This is a genomic window from Collinsella sp. An271 (genome assembly GCF_002159695.1).
GTDB lineage: Bacteria > Actinomycetota > Coriobacteriia > Coriobacteriales > Coriobacteriaceae > Collinsella > Collinsella ihumii.
In genome coordinates this window covers 313,116-331,823 of sequence record NZ_NFJE01000001.1, presented here as the reverse complement: position 1 = coordinate 331,823, position 18,708 = coordinate 313,116, and the positions used below count along the sequence as shown (strand labels likewise).

Annotated in this window: 12 protein-coding genes and 1 tRNA gene; 9 read left to right on the top strand and 4 right to left on the bottom strand. The window is 65.5% G+C overall.

Annotated features, from left to right (window positions below; genetic code table 11):
• Window positions 1-59: 59 nt before the first annotated feature.
• The gene (locus tag B5F74_RS01405; RefSeq protein WP_087199376.1) at window positions 60-1,181 is read right to left on the bottom strand and encodes an acyltransferase family protein; all 1,122 of its coding nucleotides are present in this window, start codon (window positions 1,179-1,181) and stop codon (window positions 60-62) included.
• Between the two features lie 189 nt (window positions 1,182-1,370).
• On the opposite strand from B5F74_RS01405, the gene B5F74_RS01400 reads away from it, so the two are divergent.
• The 5 genes from B5F74_RS01400 (at window position 1,371) to B5F74_RS01380 (ending at window position 10,314) form a co-directional block, all read left to right on the top strand.
• Window positions 1,371-2,987 carry a glycosyltransferase family 39 protein gene (locus tag B5F74_RS01400; protein WP_087199374.1) on the top strand — a complete coding sequence of 539 codons (1,617 nt, stop codon included), beginning with the start codon at window positions 1,371-1,373 and terminating at the stop codon, window positions 2,985-2,987.
• Window positions 2,988-3,148: 161 nt separating this feature from the next.
• On the top strand, window positions 3,149-4,312 hold the full coding sequence (locus tag B5F74_RS01395) for a CHAP domain-containing protein (RefSeq protein ID WP_087199372.1): 1,164 nt from the start codon (window positions 3,149-3,151) through the stop codon (window positions 4,310-4,312).
• Between the two features lie 208 nt (window positions 4,313-4,520).
• Entirely contained in the window at window positions 4,521-6,398 is a 1,878-nt protein-coding gene (locus tag B5F74_RS01390; RefSeq protein WP_087199370.1) for a glycosyltransferase, read from the top strand.
• Between the two features lie 206 nt (window positions 6,399-6,604).
• Window positions 6,605-7,867, top strand: a complete 1,263-nt coding sequence (locus tag B5F74_RS01385; protein ID WP_158095657.1) for a glycosyltransferase — start codon at window positions 6,605-6,607, stop codon at window positions 7,865-7,867.
• Between the two features lie 92 nt (window positions 7,868-7,959).
• Entirely contained in the window at window positions 7,960-10,314 is a 2,355-nt protein-coding gene (locus B5F74_RS01380) for a polysaccharide pyruvyl transferase family protein (protein ID WP_087199364.1), read from the top strand.
• Window positions 10,315-10,517: 203 nt separating this feature from the next.
• Here the strand turns inward: B5F74_RS01380 and B5F74_RS12320 are convergent, their stop codons facing one another.
• Window positions 10,518-11,489 carry a glycosyltransferase family A protein gene (locus tag B5F74_RS12320; RefSeq protein ID WP_158095656.1) on the bottom strand — a complete coding sequence of 324 codons (972 nt, stop codon included), beginning with the start codon at window positions 11,487-11,489 and terminating at the stop codon, window positions 10,518-10,520.
• Between the two features lie 228 nt (window positions 11,490-11,717).
• On the opposite strand from B5F74_RS12320, the gene B5F74_RS01370 reads away from it, so the two are divergent.
• Entirely contained in the window at window positions 11,718-13,565 is a 1,848-nt protein-coding gene (locus B5F74_RS01370) for a glycosyltransferase (RefSeq protein WP_087199362.1), read from the top strand.
• Between the two features lie 49 nt (window positions 13,566-13,614).
• Here the strand turns inward: B5F74_RS01370 and B5F74_RS01365 are convergent, their stop codons facing one another.
• Together B5F74_RS01365 and B5F74_RS01360 are read right to left on the bottom strand one after the other, a co-directional pair.
• Window positions 13,615-14,577, bottom strand: coding sequence for a glycosyltransferase family 2 protein (locus B5F74_RS01365; RefSeq protein WP_158095655.1), 963 nt, complete (start codon window positions 14,575-14,577; stop codon window positions 13,615-13,617).
• A gap of 212 nt (window positions 14,578-14,789) precedes the next feature.
• A tRNA-Arg gene (locus B5F74_RS01360) sits at window positions 14,790-14,866 on the bottom strand.
• A gap of 327 nt (window positions 14,867-15,193) precedes the next feature.
• On the opposite strand from B5F74_RS01360, the gene B5F74_RS12490 reads away from it, so the two are divergent.
• From B5F74_RS12490 to ptsP, 3 genes are all read left to right on the top strand, one after another.
• Window positions 15,194-16,084, top strand: coding sequence for a fructose PTS transporter subunit IIA (locus B5F74_RS12490; protein ID WP_087199358.1), 891 nt, complete (start codon window positions 15,194-15,196; stop codon window positions 16,082-16,084).
• A gap of 454 nt (window positions 16,085-16,538) precedes the next feature.
• Window positions 16,539-16,802 (top strand): HPr family phosphocarrier protein, encoded by a 264-nt coding sequence (locus tag B5F74_RS01350; protein WP_066833398.1) that lies wholly within the window; start codon window positions 16,539-16,541, stop codon window positions 16,800-16,802.
• A 121-nt stretch (window positions 16,803-16,923) separates the two neighbouring features.
• A complete protein-coding gene (gene ptsP / locus B5F74_RS01345) occupies window positions 16,924-18,627 on the top strand; it encodes a phosphoenolpyruvate--protein phosphotransferase (protein WP_087199357.1) in 1,704 nt (567 codons plus the stop codon).
• Window positions 18,628-18,708: the final 81 nt, after the last annotated feature.

The following is an 18,708-nucleotide window of genomic DNA, read 5'->3' as shown; positions in this document are numbered from 1 at the left end:
TCGCTGTTTTCTGGCGACCCGAGGGCGAGAACGGCGATCCGCCGTTGCGTCAAGGCGCGCTATTCGCTTGCCGCGTACAGGCTGCTCCAAAACGCTGTCGCGCGTTCGCGCAGGCGCACGCGGATGTGCGGGAAGAACACCGTGCGCAAAAGCGGCGTCACGTACATCAGCCCGACGAGCATGGCGTCGAACAGCAGGCGCACGCAGGCGAGCGCGACCCATGACCACGGGTGCGCGCCGCAGCTCGTGACGAGCGTGGGCAGGATGATCCACATGGGCAGCGTGTTGTCCTCCACGATGTGGAGGGCGAAAAGCGGCAGCGTGTTGCGGCCGGCGCATTCGAGCGCCCGCGACAGGCCGTGCGCGTGGCGGGCGATGAGCGCCGATGAGCGCAGGATGCACCAGCTCGCGCCGATGCCGCCTGCGATGTCGATGATTCCTGCGGGGAAGGCGCACATCGCTATGGAGGAGTTTCCACCATAGGCGATCGCGGCGATCCAGAGGCCGGCGGAGACGACGGTGACGGGGATGCGACGGGCGGCGAGCGCGTCGGCATGCGTGCGGAACAGCCATCCGACGTACATGAACGCGGCGCCGGCGATGCCCGATTGAATGCTCAGGGGCAGCCAGACATAGTTCGCCGACACCATGCCGAATGCAAGGGCAGCGAGCATGGCCACGAGCTTGCCCTTATCGCCGAGCTTCGCCGTGGCCCCGATGTAGAGCTTCGCCCAGAACAGCGCCGGCAGAAACCAGATGCCGCCGATGCGCTCGAGGTCGGGGACGAGTGCGAGGGGGTGCTGGGCTCCGGCGCCCCACAGCGAGGCCTCGAACCAGCGCTGCGCCTGCTCGGCGGGGTCGGTGCCCAGCGCACAGGCCCACGCGGCGGACCCTCCGATGATGAACAGGCATGAGATCGCATAGGGGAGCAGGGCGGAGCGCGCCGCTTTTACGACGAGGCTTCCCGAAAGCGGCCTGTTGAAGTTCGTCAGATAGCCCGAGACGATGAACAGCGTGTAGAGATGGAAGGTATCGAGAAACTTCGGGAGCCATTCCGGCATGCCGGCGCCCGGGTATAAAGGTTCGCTGAAGACCATGCCCGTGTGGTACACGATGATGGCGATGACGGCGATCGCTCGCGCGATGTCCAGCTCAGGGATACGACGGGTTGTTGTGCTCATGTACCAGCGCCTTTAGGTGTTTTTCCGCTTGCGGTGCAAGGTGACATTATACGTCATGGGCGCGTGGTGCCTTTTTGGGACGGGGCTGTTTTTGCCCGTCCTGAAAAGTACCAAGCGCCCCGCCTGCGGCAACACGCTAGAATGGCATGACGGTGACGGCGACCCGTATGGAGAGGAAACGGTACGGATATGGCTCAGCATATGAAGGCCGCAGGGCTCACGAAGCCGCAGCGGGCAGGCCGGGTGTTCGAGGCGTTTCTTCTCGTCTTGGCCGCGATCTTTCTCGGCTGCCTGGCGCTTGCCGCACCGTTCATCACGGGCTATTTCATCAACATGGGGCCGGAGGGCGTCGGTGCGGACGTGATGAACCTGCTCACGCCGTTCAACGGCGGCGCGTTCATCGCGTTCATGTTCCCCGCGCTCGGTCTGGTCTGCCTCGCCCTGTTCTTCCTGTTCATCTGGAACGGCCTGCGGCGTGCCCCCGCGCGCGCGGCGGTGCCGTGCGCGCTGCTGCTCCTGTTCGCGGCCTCGGTCGCGTGGATCGTGCTTCTGGGCACGAAGACCAATTTCTACAACGATTCGATCCGGCTCGACCAGTACGCCCGCGCCCTGCTTTCAGGTGACTTCGGCGTGTTCAGTGCCGACTTGGGCGACCAGGGCGTGTCGTACCTGCGCGTCTACCCGTTTCAGAGCGGGTCGGTCTGGCTGCTCGCCGGCGTCTACGCGCTGTTCGGCGTGGGCAACGAGATGGCGTTTCAACTGCTCAGCGCCGTGTTTGTGGTGGTCTCCGCGGCATCGCTGATCTTCATCACGGGGCGCCTGTTCCCCGGCACGGGTACCGTCGCGCTGGCGAGCGTGCTCGTCGTGCTGTTCGCGCCGCTGACGTTCTCGGCCGCGTTCGTCTACGGCAACGCGATCGGATTCGGCCTGGGCTGCGCCTCGCTCGCCCTCAACGTCGCGGCGATGCAGCAGGACGAGAGCCTTCCGCGCCGCTGGGGCCTGTTCGCAGCGGGCGCGGTGGTCATGCTTCTCGCCCTGATCGTCAAATCGACGTTCGTGATCATGCTGATCGCCCTCGTGCTCGCCTGGCTGATCGTGCTGGTGCGCGAGCGCCGAGCTCCCCAGATCCTGATCGTGCTTGCCGCCGCGGTGGTGATCAACTCCTTGACGTCCGTGCCGGTCCGGCTGCTCGAGTCCACGGTCGGGTTGAGCTTCGGTGACGGCATGCCCAAGACGTCGTGGATCGCGATGGGCCTCACCTGGGATCCCTATCTCAACCGGCCGGGCTGGTGGTCGCCTGTCCAGGCGACGCACTTCGCGCAGGTCGATGGCGACACGGCGGCGCAGGGGGCCTTTGCGATGGAGGCCATCAAGACCGCTCTGGGCAGGTTTTTGGCCGACCCGCTCTACTGCATTCGCTTCTTTGTCTACAAGGTCATGACCGAGTGGCTCGATCCCACGTTCCAGTCCCTGTACTACTCCGCGACGTCGGTTTCCGACGCGACGAGTTCGATTGCCGAGCAGGTCATGTATAACGGCTACACGGCCAACCGCGTGCTGACGATCACCATGGACGCCTACCAGTCGCTGTTCTACATCGCGTCGTTCACCGGCCTCGTGTGCGCATTCCGGCATCGCGGTAGCGTGTCGCCCGCGGCGCTGCTCATGGTCATCGCGTTTTTGGGAGGCGTCGCCTGCTATCTGCTCTGGGAGGCGAAAAGCGTCTACACCATGCCGTTCGCGCTGCTGCTCCTGCCGTTTGCCGCCTACGGCCTTCGCTCCCTGCTCGACACCGTGAAACGCTAGAATCTCCTTAGGGAAACACCGACCGATTCATTCCGCGCCACGGGGGTGCGCAGCACGACGGCAATCGGTCAGCGTTCCCCCGGAACCGCCGATCATCTTCGCCTGCCGGGTGAGGAGGGTCCGCGTTCCGGCATCGCTGCAGAAATGGGAAGGGGTTGCGTATGCGTTGCTCGCGATGGAAGGTCTCAGCATGCCTGCTGGCATCGCTGATGGCGGGTCTTGTTCCGTCCGGTGCCCTGGCGGCACCGGATTCCGAGGTCGTGGATACACCGGAGCAGGCGGCCTATACGGGCTGGGTCGACGAGGACGGCGAGCCGTGCGAGCCCGCCGAGGCCGTCGGCTGGCTGGACGAGGACGTCCCGGCGCGCTCGAAGTTCTTCTACGATCCCGAGACGGTCGCGTGGTACTGGGCCGAGGCCGACACCACCATCGCGCGCGACCGCGAGGCGTTCGTCCCGGTGGACAACGACGTCGCCGGCGAGGCGTGGGAGCAGGCGACCGACGAATGGCGCATCGAGCACGGCAAATGGGTCCATCTGGGCGAAGACGGTGCCGTCGACTACGGATTTCTGCTCATCACGGATGAGGACGGCAGCCAGAAATGGGTGTTTTGCGACTACGTGACCGGTGAGATGGCGCACGGCGAGCGCTATATCGACGACTCCCACGGCGATGAGGCCGGCTGGATGTACTTCGACCCCATCACCGGTGCGGTCGATTACGGCTGGGCATGGCTGCCCGATTCGAACAAATGGGTCTATTACCACGAGGTCACGGGCCGCATGTGCTACGGCAGCCTGATGATCGAGGGCAAGCCCTACTACCTTGACCCTGCGACCGGCGAGCGTCTGTCGAGCGACGAGGTGGCCGCTCGCGTGATTGCCACGGCGGCATCGCAAAATGGCATCACCGACGGTTGGCGCTACCAGGACCGCGTCGTTGCCGACGGCGGAACGATGAACCATATGGGACCCTGTGCGGCGTTCGTCTATTGGTGTTTCCAAGAAGCCGGTATGAAATACCAGTTCATGAACGGTGCCGCCTCGTCGTTCCCGCACGAGATCGCCGATTGGTACCGTAACCAGGGCAGGTTGGAGTCCTCGCCCAAGCCGGGAGACATCTGGCTGATCGATCAGCCGGCGTTCCGTCCGTGGGCCGGCGCGTCGGAGGGCACCCATGCGGGCATTGTCGCTTCCGTGGCACCCGACGGCCAGACGCTCTACGTCTGGGAGCATATCTACGGCCGCGTCCAGCTGCTTTACGAGGACCTCTACATTCCCGAGGGCTCGATAACGGGCTTCGCGCGTCCCTACTACAACGACTGACGCGGTCTGGGTGAGCTTCTGGGGACAGTCCCTTTTGGACCGCGGCGGCGCACATACGCCGCCGCGGTCCAAAAGGGACTGTCCCCAGAAGCTCACCCCCCCCCGGAGGGCCCACCGCCGCCTCTTGTGCCCGTTTTCGGTGCATTCGGGGGCATGCCCGCATTTCATGTATCATGGGCAGGATATGTTTAGCCATCTAGGAGGGCACATGCCTGCTATAAAGTTCGCCAACATCCTGCTCGAGTGCAACCCGCGCTCCACGAGCTATCCCGCGCTGTACTGCCGATCCACCCAGCCGTTCGTGCGCGACCATGTGACGGGGGAGTGGATGCTCTACGACGCCGGCGTCTTTGACTTCACGACGTTTTTCAACGCGCTGTCCGTGGGCAAGCTCAGGCGCTATACCAGCGCGCAGCGCTTCTTCTTGCACCTGCAGGTCAAGGGCGCCGCGTGCACGTACGTGCAGACCACCGCGGACGCGTTCTCCGCTCATCCCATCAAGCTCGACGACACGAAGCGAGAGCTTCCCGCTTCCGATGAGTGGCAGGCCATCGATGTCGAGCTCACGGTGCCCTCCGACGCGGTCATCGTCGGTTTTGAGCTCGCGACGGACGGCCCCGTGCTGATCGGGGAGAGCTACTACTCCGTCGAGATCGATCGCCCCCTGCGCGACGTGGAGCTCGTCCTCGCGACCACCACGTTCAAGAAAGAGGAGTTCATCGAGGCGAATATCGCGCTCATCAAGGAGTCGATCATCGACAGCTCCGAGGACATCGCCCAGCACTTCACCATGCGCGTGATCGACAACGGGCGCACCCTTGATGCCGGCAAGCTGGCGAGCGACCGCGTGATCATCTCTCCCAACGACAACGTCGGCGGCGCCGGCGGCTTCACGCGCGGCATGATCGAGGCCATGGAGCAGACGCCGCGCGCGACCCACATCCTGCTGATGGACGATGACGTCGCCGTGTCCCCCGAGAGCATCAAGCGCACCTACAACCTGCTGCGCCTGGTCAACGATGAGTATGCCGAGGCGTTCATCAGCGGCGCCATGCTCAACTACGAGATCGGCGAGGAGCTGTGGGAGGACACCGGCTTCATGACCAAGGAGGGCACGTTCGCGCCCGCCAAGCCGCAGCTGCGCCTCAACAAGTTCGAGGACGTCGTCTTCAACGAGACGTTCCGCGTGCCGAGCGCCATCACCAAGCTGAACTCCCGGTACGCCGCATGGTGGTACTGCTGCATCCCCATCTCGGTCATCGAGAAGAACGGGCTGCCGCTGCCGTACTTCGTGCGCTGCGACGACGCCGAGTACGGCGTGCGCTGCCAGCCCAAGTTCATGACCATGAACGGCCTGTGCATCTGGCACATGTCGTTCCACGTGCGCTACAACGCCGCCGTCGAGCGCTACCAGACCACGCGCAACACGATGATCGCCCAGTGCACGACCGGTTTCGCGCCCAAGTCCGACTTCATGCGCGAGATGCACAACAACATCCGCCTCGAGCTCAAGAAGTTCGGCTACGACAATGCCGAGCTCGTGCTCGACGCGTTCGAGGACTTCATGAAGGGGCCCGACTTCATCGCCACGCCCGGCATGGCCGAGAAGACGTTCATGGCCGCCAACCGCAACAAGGAGAAGCTCGTCCCCTTCGATGAGCTCGAGCGTCAGGTGCACGCCGCCGGCCTGACCGATTTCCATATCGCCGATATCGACCGGCAGCTCGTCGACTCCGACGCCCCGCGCACGCGCCTGCAGCGCCTGAACGACCTGGCCACCGACAACAACCAGCGCTTCATCGTCAAGGAGGGCAAGGGCTACGCCGTCATCCCGGTCATCGGCTGGGCGTATCCCGCCGGTGCGATCCGCGGCAAGGAGTACCTGATCATCATCGACTGGTACAACCGCATGGGCGCGCTGCGCAAGAAGGACCCCGAGCGCTACGCTCAGATCTCCAAGCGCTACAAGGAGGATCTCAAGGCCTACAAGCGCAACATCAAGCAGCTGCGCCACGACTACTCCGCGCGTCGCGACGAGTTGACCTCGCTCGCGTTCTGGAAGCGCTATCTGGGAATGGACAAGTAGCCTGCGCGACGTTGCTATCGCGTGGTGCTTGTTGGGAAGGGGCCGCTTGCCGGGAGTGCAAGCGGCCCCTTCCCTTAAAGCGCCGCGTGTTCTGCCCGTTCCGCGAGTTCGCCCGTATGGGCGCGGGCGCGTCGACGCGGTGCCGTATACTATCCCTACGAAGCCATCGCGGGCGTGCCCGCGTTCACGATATCTTGGGGGTAGCCGTGTCGTCGCCTTGCGTTTCCGTCATCATGCCCGTGTACAACGCCCAGCCCTACCTGTGCCAAGCGCTCGACAGCCTCAAGGCGCAGACGTTCCAGGACTTCGAGCTGATCTGCGTCGACGACGGTTCGTCGGACGACTCCTTCGAGGTGCTCAAGCGCTACCGCGCCGACGAGGACTTTCCCGCGGTGCGCATCCTGACCCAGCGCCATCTGGGACCCGGTTGCGCGCGCAACAAGGGGCTCGACGTCGCGACCGGCACCTACGTGTACTTCCTCGACGCCGACGACTTCATCGAGCCCACGCTGCTCGAGAAGGCCGTCGGCCGCGCCGAGCAGCTCGATTGCGACATCGTGATCTGGGATGCGTGGTTCTACAACAATCGCGTCCAGCGCGACCAGCATCCGGCTGTCGGCACGCTCGATTTCCCCGCCTTCGCGGACTTTCCGGTACACGAGACCCTGGAGTTCAGCGCGGCCGACAACCCCGACGCCATCTTCACGTCGTTTCAGAACTGGCCGTGGAACAAGCTGTTCCGCCGTTCGCTGCTCGTCGAGAACGACATCCGCTTCCCGGCGCTGTTCCGCACCGAGGACCTGCCGTTCACGTGCATGGCGCTCGTCAAGGCGCGCCGTATGTCGGTGATCTACGAGCGCCTGTCGCACTACCGCATGCGCACGGGCTCCTCGTCCATGGACAACAAGGACCCTCATGCCCTCGACTTCATCGAGGCGTTCGCGCTGCTGCGGGACCGGCTTCAGGAGGAGGGCCTGTACGAGACGTATCGCGTGAGCCATGCCCGCTGGGCGCTCGGCGGCGCGGTGTACAACCTCAACTCCCTCACGCGCGTCGACTCGTTCGCGCGGGCGTTCGCCGAGCTGCACGATGGGGCGGCGGAGCGCATGGGGCTGCTCGATGTGCCCCTGGACGCCTACACCCATCCGCTCGACCGCCGCTCGCTCGAATTGATCAAGGCGAACGATGCGCAGGGGTACCTGTTCTTCTGGATGCGCAACCACGGCGCGTTCGTCGACGACGACAAGGAGCTCTTCGACCGCGTCGAGGCGGATCTGGAGGAGGCGCGCTCGGAGATCGACCGCTTGCACGGGGAGGTCGACCGGGCGCGCGGCGCGGTTGTCGAGGCGCAGGGTGCTCGCGAGGAGGTCGAGCGCCAGCTCGATGACCTGCGGAGGTCCGCGGAGTATCGGTACGGCACGGCGCTTCTGCGCATCCCGCGCGCCATCCAGCGCCGGCTGAGCAGCTGATTGGTCCGGCACCGTGCGCATCGCCTCGCTCGTCGCGCACGGCGCCGGACCGTCCTCCCCACACCGTCTCATCCCGAAAAGGAGTCTTCACTATGGATGCGAACGCGCACGGTGCGCGCTGCCTCGTTTTGCTCGCCGACCCCGCCCTGGGCGTCATCTCCCCGTCCTGGCGCGCGAAGGAGGCGCTTGAAGAGGCTGGATACGCGGTCTTTTGGTTCACGCCCCGCCTGTGGCCCCAGCTGTTCGCCGACGGCGTGGCGCAGCTCGGGTACCTCGACGCGCTGATGCGTCGCTGGGCCGTCGACGCCGTGGTGGTCGCTGACGGCCTTTCCATCGATACGTCGGCATGCGTCGTGCAGGCGCCCCGCCTCGTCGTGCTCGCCTCCCGCGAGGACGAGCTCGCGCGCTCCCTGGAGCGCATGCGGGGGGCCGCGCCGGATACCTGCTGGGTGCTCGACGGCATGGCCGCGCCAGCGGCACGCGAGCAGGGGTGCGCCGTTCGCACCCTGGGCACGGTTCCGGACCTGTCTGCGCTCGACCTTGCCAACGAGATTGTCTACCCGCGGGGGCTTTCCTGCGCCCAGGAGGCGACGCCGGAGCGCATCGAACTCATGAGGGCGGCCGCCCAGGGGATGCCGGAAGGCACGCCGGTTCGCTGCGCAGGCGAGGGGTGGCCCGATGAGTGGCGCTTCGACGGTGCCGACGCCGGTGCCGCCTATGCGCTCGGGTTCACGTCGATCGCGGTCCGGTTCCCGTCTTCCGAGGGGCGCTCGGCCTACGATGAGTACGTGCTCCAGGCGACCAAGCAGCTCGCCGGGGCTGATATCCTTCGTCCCGATGCGGGTGCGACCGGCGCTTGGATGGCCGAGCGGGCGGCGGCGCTTCTTGAGTCGCGCCGCGTGCGCGCCTCAATCGCCTCGACGGCAGACGACGCGCTGTTCGGATCGGTCCGCGCGGGGCGCGGCGATGCCGAGGGCATGCATGCGGCGCGCGGCGGGTTCGAGCGCTCGGTCGTCCACGCCGCCGAGGCGCTGTGCGTCGAGGGCGCATCGTTCGAGCCGTGCCGCGTGGCGACCGTGCTCGGATACGTGGGCTGCGGCAACTTCGGTGATGAGTACATCCTCTCCACCATTGCGGAGCGCCTGGAGGAGCGCTGCCCCGGCACCGTGAGCGTCGCCGTGAGCGAGAACCCGTGGCACACCCTCGTGCACCGAGGCGTCTACGCGATCGCGCTGGCCTCCAAGCGCGAGCTCGACGGGATGCTCGCCCGCTCCTCCGTCGCCCTCGTCATGGCGGGGCTCCTGTTCGACCAGGGCATCCGCTGGACCATGGGCAAGGCGGAGATCGCCTCGTCGGTGCTCCATTCCGATATTCCGGGCATCGCCGCGTTCGTTGAGCTGGCGGCTCTGAACGATACGCCGGTCGTGCTGTACGGCATCGGCGCCGGTCCGCTGGAGCGCACCCACAGCAAGCGGCTGGTGCGCCTCATGGGTTCGCTCGGCGCCCGGTTCGCGTGCCGCGACGAGGAGACCGCCCGTCTCGTCTCCGCCTGCGACGTGCCCGCCGGGCAGGTCGTGCGCCGCGCGGACGTGGCGTTCACCGGCTCCTCGCATGTGACGGAGGCGGTCGATTCCTGGTTTGCGAACCAGGAGCTCGACCCTGTCGACACTGACCTGATCGTGGTGTCGCTGCGCGAGTACGAGAACGTGTCGGATGATTTCACCGAGCGCGTCGCCCGCGCCTGCGACCGCGTGCTGGCGAGCCGCCCGCGCGCCCATCTCGCCTTCGCGATGCTCGATGCGGCCGATCGCGGCATTTCCGACCGGGTGGTCGAGGCCATGAGCCGTATCGATCGCGTGCACCTGTTCTCGGCGGGCGACGATATCGATGCCATGGCCGACTTCATCGGTCGGGCGACCGCGGGCCTTTCCATGCGCTACCATGCCTCGCTGCTGATGTTTCGCGGCGGCATCCCGTGTGTCGGCCTCGGTTACCTGCCGAAGGTGTGCGCGCTGTACGAGGAGGCGCACATGGGATCGAGCCTGCTCGCCATGGATGCGTCGGCAGACGAGATCGCGGACGCGCTCGGGCGCGCGTTGGACGAGCGCGAGGCGCTCGCCCGCATCGTCCAGGAGGGCGTGGCGAACCTGAGGGAGCTCGCGCAGCAGGGCGAGGACGAGCTCGTCGAGCTCGTGGGGGAGACGAGTCCTGCCTGCGAGCAGGACAACGGGTGCCACGAGCTGTACCTGTATCGCGAGGCGGCGTCCGACCGCATGCTCGTTGACGAGCGGCGGCGCGCCGAGGCTTCCGAACGGCATGCCGCCGATGTCGAACGAGAGCTCGCGGAGGCGCGCCAGCGCGTCGTCGACCTCGAGCAGTCCAACTCCTATCGAATCGGCTCGGCTCTCATGTACCTGCCCGGCCTGCTCAAGCATCGCCGCCAGTAACGTTCCACACCGTGCAAATCGGGGACGTACCCGCCGCGTGCATGTATGCAAATCGGGGACGTACCTGCTGCGTGCATTCTTTTGGTGCAGCGGGTGCGTCCCCGATATGCGACATGCATAATAATTCACGCAACAGGTACGTTCCTGATATGCAGGGCACCCTAAGAATGCACGCAGCAGGTACGTCCCCGATTTGCACGGCGTCAGGAGAGATGCTCGATCTGGTGCTCGATGGCCTCGATGGCCTCGCGTTGACGATCTTCGTCGAGCATCCATTCGCCCAGGGGTTTGGAGGCGCGGCGGCGATCCTGCTTCCAGCGGCGATATGCCCGGTGCTCCTCGATGCGGCGCCTGAGCGTGCGGGGCTGCTCCCCGCGGTCGATGGAGGCCTTCGCGGCGTCGCGACGGCGCGCCGCCTCCTCGATGACGAAGCCCGTCGTTCCGCGCTGGCGGTGCCATTCGATCAGGTCGCTGAACCCCTCATAGCGGATCCGGTCGACATGGACGCTGTTCCAGTTGCGGTCGCGTGTTGCCTGGTGCGGGTTCTCGCGGCGCACCGCGAACCACAGCCGGTTCGTGAACACCGTGCGCTTGGAGCAGAAGACCGCTTTGTGGCGGAAGATGCTCTCCATCTCGGCGGGACGCGTGATCCCGAACTCGATGCGCTCGCGGCGCAGCAGCTCGGCCGAGTACAGAAGCGTGGCGAACTCGTAGTCGACGCGCCACGAGGCGTCGCTGCCCTGGCCGAACACCTCGTCGAAGGGCACGTACTCCATGTTCGCCCAGCTGAGCTTCACGTCTCCGTACAGGCGGCACGGGACGATGGTCTCCACCTCGTGCGCGCGGCAGAACTGGAGGAACGCGCGCACCTGCTCGGTGTAGAAGTTCGGCAAGATGATGTCGTCGCAGTCGAGAAAGAGGATCCAGGATCCTTTGAGCTGGGGGATCGCCTTGTTTCGCGTCGCACCCGGCCCCATGTTCTCGTGGCTGATGACGCGCACGCGGCTGTCGCGCTCCTCGTAGCCGCGGGCAATCTCAAGCGACCGGTCGGTTGATCCGTCGTTGGCCACGACGACCTCGAGGTCGTCGCACGGCTGGTTCAGCGCCGACTCGATCGCGTCGGCAAGATAGTCCTCGCCGTTGTAGACGGGGATCAATACGCTCAGAAACGGCATGGGGCAACCTCCGCACGGGTAAGCAATCTGCGCCTCATGATAGCTTACCCGAGGCGCGACCGAGTCGCTCAAGGCGGCGGCCCGTCCACAGGGCCTCCGTTTCGCCTCCGTTTCGGCGGGGCTCGATTTTCGCTTCTCGCATGAAAAGGCCGCGGGCGCGGCACGCATCAAGTAGACTTGAGGCAAACGCTTCGCGCCGCCTGCGCGCACGAGTCCCCTGGAGCACGAATGACTGTCGATTTCAAACTTTCCAACGTCGTTCTCACGGTCGACGACCACGCTGCCGACCATCCCGAGCTGTACTACCGTGCGCAGGCGGGGGCGGCCCGGTACGAGGACGGCGCGGGACTCGAGCTCACGGGCACGGCGGACTTCCTGACGTATGTCAACGGATGCTCTGCCTGCAAGTGGCGCATGTATGCGGGCCTTCAGGAAGTCTGGCTCCATGTGGAGGTGGCGGGCGCGGGCGAGATCCGCATCGATGCGGTGGCGTCCGATGCGTCCGATCGCCAGGTGTTCTCCGCGCATGCCGTGGACGCCGCCCCCGACTCGCCGGTTGCGCTCGATATCGAGGTGCCCACCGCGGGCGAGGACCTCATCGGGTTCATCGCCGTTCCCGCTGAAGGGGAGCGGCTCGTCATCGTGCGCGCGTACTGGTATGCCAAGGTCGATCCCGCGCGCATCAACGAGGTCCGCCTCGCCCTTGCCACGACGACCTTCAACAAGGAGGCCTACATCACGGCGAACATCGACCTCGTTCAAGCGGGCATCCGCGCGGAAGGGGCGCCGATTCTCGGCAATTTCCATATGTTCGTGGTGGATAACGGCAGGACGCTCGACGTCGACGCGCTCACCGACGACTTGGTGAGCGTCCTTCCGAACCCCAACACGGGGGGATCGGGCGGCTTTGCGCGCGGCATGATGGCCGCCACGGAGCATCCGGGCGAGTTCACGCACGTGCTGGTGATGGACGACGACGTGCGCATCATGCCCGAGAGCCTGATCCGCACGTACAACCTGCTCGCGCTTGCCCAGGGGCCCTACCGCGACGCCTTCATCAACGGCGCGATGCTGTCGCTCGAGGACCCGGTCCGCCAGTTCGAGGACGTCTCCTTCGTGCTGAACTCGGGCGCCTACCGTCGCGTCAAAACCGACCTGCACATGGGGTCGCTCTCCGACCTGCTCGTCAACGAGCGCACGAACGTCGAGGTTCCCAACGCGTACGGCGCCTGGTGGTACAGCTGCATCCCGACGGCGGCCATCGAGAAAAACGGCCTGCCCATGCCGTTTTTCATCCGCTGCGACGACGTCGAGTTCGGCATGCGCAACCAGCCGGTGTTCATGACCATGAACGGCATCTGCGTGTGGCACGAGAGCTTCGAGGGGCGCTTCCGCGCGTCGGTCGACTGCTACCAGTACATCCGCAACTTCATGGCCATGATCGCGGTGGACGACTGCGCGTCGGAGGGGCTCTTTATCGTCCGCATCCGCCGCAGCGTGCGCCAGGACCTGCGCGACCTCGATTACAGCGCGGCCGAGCTGCTGCTCGACGGGTTCGAGGACTACCTCAAGGGGCCGCAGTTTCTGGAAAGCCTCGACGGCGCCGAGCTCATGAGGCAAAACGGCGCGCGCAACGAGCGGCTCATGCCGGTCGAGGACATGGATCCCGAGCTGCTTCGCGCCGCGGGCGTCACGCGCGAGGTGCTGTCGCATGCGAACGTCGAGTCGCAGGCGTCGCGCTTCATGAAGGTGCTCCGCTCGCTGCCCTACGACAAGCACTATCTGCCCAAGCCCATGCTCGGCACGCGCCCGGGGTACGTCGTCAAAAACGGCGCCGCGATGATCGAGGGCGAGTCGCTTGCCCGCGAGACGCTCGTGTTCTTGGACCCGACGCGCACCAAGGGCACGATCCGGCACATGGACCGTGCGCGCTTCCGCGCCATCCGCATGCGCGAGCACGAGCTCTTGCGCCGCCACCGCACGATCGGCAAGCAGGTGAGGCAGGCGTGGAAGGACGCCTTCCCATACCTCACGTCGCGCGAATTCTGGACCAAGTACCTCGGGCTCGAGTCGTAAGGAACCGCCGGCCAATTCATTTCGCGCCAGTCGGCCCCGTGAGGCGCGCCTATGCGCGTCCGCCGCGACCCTCTCGGTCCATCTCGCGGTAGACGGCGAGCTCCCATTGCTTGCGCTCGACCTTTGCGACCGAATCGAGGATGAGCCCCGTCGCGAACGACAGCCCGCACAGGAAGATCAGGGAAGCCGCGAGGATGGCGGTGGGGAAGCGGGGCACCAGGCCGGTGTGCAGGAACTCGGCGACCACCGGGATGCCGAGCCAAAGGCCGAGGGCCAGGAACACGAGGGCCACGAGCGTGAACAGCTTCATCGGGCGGTAGTTCTTGAACAGCGATCCGATGGTCGCGAGCACCTTGATGCCGTCGGAGACCGTCGACAGCTTGGAGACGGATCCCTCCGGGCGGTCGCGGTAGGCGATGGGCACGTCGACGATGCGCCAGTGGCGGTCGACCGCATGGATGGACAGCTCGGTCTCGATCTGGAAGCCGTCGGACAGCACGGGGAACGTCTTGACGAACACACGCGAGAACGCGCGGTACCCGGTCATGACGTCCTCGAACGAGTAGCCGTAGATCAGCTTGATCATGCGGCGCACGAGGTTGTTGCCGAAGTTGTGGAACGCCCGCTTGTTCTCCTTGCCGTAGGTGCCGTTGGAGAGGCGGTCTCCGACGGTCATGTCGGCCGAGCCGTCGAGAATCGGGTCGCACAGGGCGCGCGCCGCCTCTGCGGGGTAGGTGTCGTCGCCGTCGACCATGAGGTAGCACTCGGCGTCGATGTCCCGGAACATCTGGCGCACGACGTTGCCCTTGCCCTGGCGCGCCTCGTGGCGGACGATGGCGCCGTGCGCGCGGGCGATGGCGGAGGTGTCATCGCGGGAATTGTTGTCGTAGACGTAGATGCTCGCATCGGGCAGGACGCGCCTGAAGTCGTCGATGACCTTCGCGATGGTCGGGGCCTCGTTGTAGCACGGTATGAGCACGGCTATGCGCGCATGGGAATCAAGGGCGCCCATGTATCCTCCTTCGCATCGCGGGCCTGCGGTCGTTCCGTCGTCGTCCGACAGGTCAGGATACCCGTTGCCCTCAGCAAGCGCATGAGGGATGGGGACTTTCGGCGATTCTGCATGAAAGTCCACGTTCCGCCCATGCGCGGGCGGGGCGGGCCTCATGTATGCATGGGGCGGCATGCAAAAGGGCGCCGTCGCCGACGCCCTTGTTCGCGGGATGGTGCGCCATGTCGGATTCGAACCAACGACCTTGGGATTAGAAGTCCCCTGCTCTATCCAGCTGAGCTAATGGCGCAAACATGGCAATTATAGTTGATGCGGGCTGTCTGTCGACGCGTTTTGAGCGGGAGATGTCGAATTATCCATCCGAGCCGCCCCTTCAGCGTCGCGCACCCGGCGGCTCGGCGCCCCTGTAGGTGCCGCTCACCTGCTGGTTTCCTGCAGCGCAGTCGCGCGTCGCCGCACCGGGGCCGGCGGATGCCGGCACCGCGCGTTCTCACCGATTTGCGCATCATGGGGATATGGAAGCCAGGGCCGTGCGTGGTATGCTGGCGCATACGCTGTTTGGTTGGAGGCGCATGGGCGCATCGGGTGCGGGCACCCGGTTGTTGGGGGAGGGCGTATGGCTCATCGGGTCGATCTTGTTGTCTCGGTTGAACGCGGGGCAAAGCAGGCTGCCGCTTCGATCGAGGAGGCGGCGCGCGGGCGTTCGCTTGCGGTGAGAACGGAGCTGTACGCTGCCGACGGGGCGGTCGACGAGTTGACGCGCGAGGAGATCGCCTCGGCGCATGCCGCCCTCATCATCGGGGGTTCCCCGTTTGGAGCCGAACGGTTTGCAGGGGTTCCGCTCATCTCGACGGGTGCGGCATGCCCCCTTACCGTCGAGGCGGCGGGTGATTTGATCGACGGCGCGCTCGCCCTGGCGCGGCTTTCCGGTAACCAGGCTGCGCCCTCCGGTTCGCCCTCGTGTAAAGAGACGCTCGGCTCAAAGCTCCGCCGCAAGCTTGCGCGCACCCCGCAAGAGGCGGGCCCGCGCGCGCAGGCGCCCTCCGGGTTCGCGGAGAGCGTTGTTTCCGCCGACTACGTGCTGGTGGGCCTTCGCTGCTCCACGCGAGACGAGGTGCTCTCGACGCTGTCGCGCTGCGCGGTCGACCTCGGGCTCGCCCAGGACGCCGATGAGCTCATGGCGGCCTTCCTCAAGCGCGAGGCGGAGGGCACCACAGGTATGCTCGACGGTTTTGCTATCCCGCACGCCAAGTCGGCGACCGTCCAGCGCGCCGCCGTCATGGTGGCGAAGCTCGCGCAGGGTGCCGAGGAGTGGGAGACCATGGACGGCGTGCCCGTGCGGGTCGCCATCGCCCTGCTCATTCCCGAGGGCCAGTCGGGGACGACGCACCTCAAGCTGCTTTCGCGCGTTGCCGAGGCGCTGATGGACGACGGGTTCCGCGCGGCGGTCAAGGATGCCGACGATCCGGAAGGCGTGGCGCGCGTCGTCAGCGAGCGCCTGTCGTAGCCCCTTCGGGAACGACCGGTCAGTGTATCCCGCGCCGGGCCCTCAACCAGGCTACCCGCTAATAGGGCCCGGTAACGGTACCCAGAACTGAGGGAGAGGGCCCCTTGAAAGGCCCTCTCCCTCAGTTCTGGGTACCGTTACCGGGTACCGTTGCCGGGTAATCCCGTGGTTTTTGCCGATGTGGGGGCGCATCGGGATATATATCATCGCTTCCCAAGGACGATGCGATCAGGTGCCCCGCGCAACGGATGCGCTTGACGGGAAGATGACCGCTCGCCGACCCGCCAGACGTGCCCGTCCAGCATGCTTCGCGCGACCTCCTGCGCGCCAGACGGACCTTTCGGCCACCTCCTCGCGCTTTTGCATTTCTTTTGTCCTTTATTGCGTTAAACTAGTCGTGTACTTTGGCGTGTCCTGATGTCTGGGGTGCGCACAGATCAAAAAGGAGAACACTATGGTTTCTGAGAAGGTCACCCTTATCAATCCGCAGGGTCTGCACATGCGTCCCGCCGGCCTCTTTGCCTCCACGATGGGCAAGTTCGCCTGCGACGTCACCATCCTGACCGCTGACAAGGAGGTCAACGGCAAGAGCCCCATGGCCCTCATGGCCGCTGGCATCCCGTGCGGCACCGAGGTCGAGGTCCGTTGCGACGGCAGCGACGAGAACGAGGCCCTCGCGTCTGCTCTCGAGCTCATCAAGAGCGGTCTTGGCGAGTAACGCCCGATTCCGGAAACCTTTCTTTATTTAATAGTGCGCGCGGGGTATCGCCGTGAGATGCTCCGCGCGGCTTTTGCAGGGGGTCCGGCCTCATGGTCGGGCTGACAGGAGAGGAAGATCAATGTACGAGGGAGTTAACGCATCTGAGGGCATCGGCATCGGTACCGTCGCGGTCGCCGTTGAGCCCGATCTGACGTTTACGCCGCATACGGTCGAGGACACCGAAGCCGAGAAGGCTCGCTTCGACAAGGCGCTCGAAACCTTCTGCAAGAAGACCGAGGCCCAGGCCGAGCACATGAAGACGAGCGTCGGCGAGGCCGAGGCCGAGATCATGTACGGCCACGTGACGCTGGCCCAGGATCCTGAGCTCGGTGGCGCCATCAAGGCCTCCATCGAGGGCGGCACCTGCGCAGAGCAGGCGCTGACCGAGACCAGCACCATGTTCGAGAATATGTTCCTGTCCATGGACGACGAGATGTTCCGCCTTCGCGCCGCCGACATCGCCGACATCCGCACCGGAATCCTGGCAGAGCTGCTGGGCCGCGAGGTCGTCGACCTGTCCGTCCTGCCCGAGGGCACGGTCATTGTCATCCACGACCTGACCCCGTCCATGACCGCCACGATCGACAAGAAGAACGTCGCGGGCATCGTCACCGAGGTCGGCGGCCGCACCTCGCACTCTGCGATCATCGCTCGCGCCCTCGAGATCCCGGCCGTCCTGTCCGTCTCCAACGCGTGCGGCGCGCTGCACAACGGCATGACCGCCATCGTCGACGGCTCCCGCGGCCTCGTTATCGCTGAGCCCGACGAGAAGACCCTGGCCGAGTACACCCAGCGTCGCGAGGACTTCATCGCCGAGAAGCAGGCCCTCGAGGCGTTCCGCGGCAAGCCGACGATCACCGCCGACGGCTTCAAGAAGATCATGGCGTGCAACATCGGCAGCCCCGATGACGTCAAGGGCGCCCTCGATCAGGACGCCGAGGCCATCGGCCTGTTCCGTTCTGAGTTCCTGTTCATGGATGCCAAGTCGCTGCCCTCCGAGGAGGAGCAGTTCGAGGCCTACCGTAAGGTCGCCGTCGCCCTGAAGGGCGCCCCGGTCATTATCCGCACGCTCGACGTGGGCGGCGACAAGGAGATCCCGTATCTCAAGCTCGTGAAGGAAGAGAACCCCTTCATGGGTTATCGCGCCATCCGCTACTGCCTCGACAACGCTGACGAGTACAAGGTCCAGCTCCGCGCCCTGCTGCGCGCGAGCGCGTTCGGCGACATCAAGATCATGGTCCCCATGGTCACCTGCGTGGAGGAGATCCGTGCCGTCAAGGACCTCGTTGAGGTCTGCAAGAACGAGCTGCGCGAAGAGGGCTACAAGTTCAACGAGGACATCGAGGTCGGCATCATGACCGAGACCGCTGCCTCCGCGAACATCCCCGACCTGCTGGCCAAGGAGGCCGACTTCTTCTCGATCGGCACCAACGACCTCACCGGCTACACCATGGCAGCCGACCGCGGCAACGACAAGATCGCCTACCTGTACAGCTGGTACTACCCGGCGGTCCTGCGCGCTATCAAGAGCATCATCGAGGCTGGCGTCAAGGAGGGCATCATGGTCGGCATGTGCGGCGAGGCCGCGGCCGATCCGCTGCTCACTCCGCTGCTGATCGCCTGGGGCATGGAGGAGTTCTCCACGTCCGCCCCGAGCATCCTGCGCACCCGCAAGACCATCTCCCAGTGGACGGTCGAGGAGGCCAAGGAGCTCGCCGACAAGGCGGTCCAGTGCACCACCGCCGAAGAGGTCAAGGCGCTGCTCGAGGCTGCTGCAAAGTAAGGTTTCGGTAAGCATATTGCTCGGACTTGCTCTCGGATAATGTTTTATGTGACCGCGTGGTCCCGACGGAGCGTCGGAGCT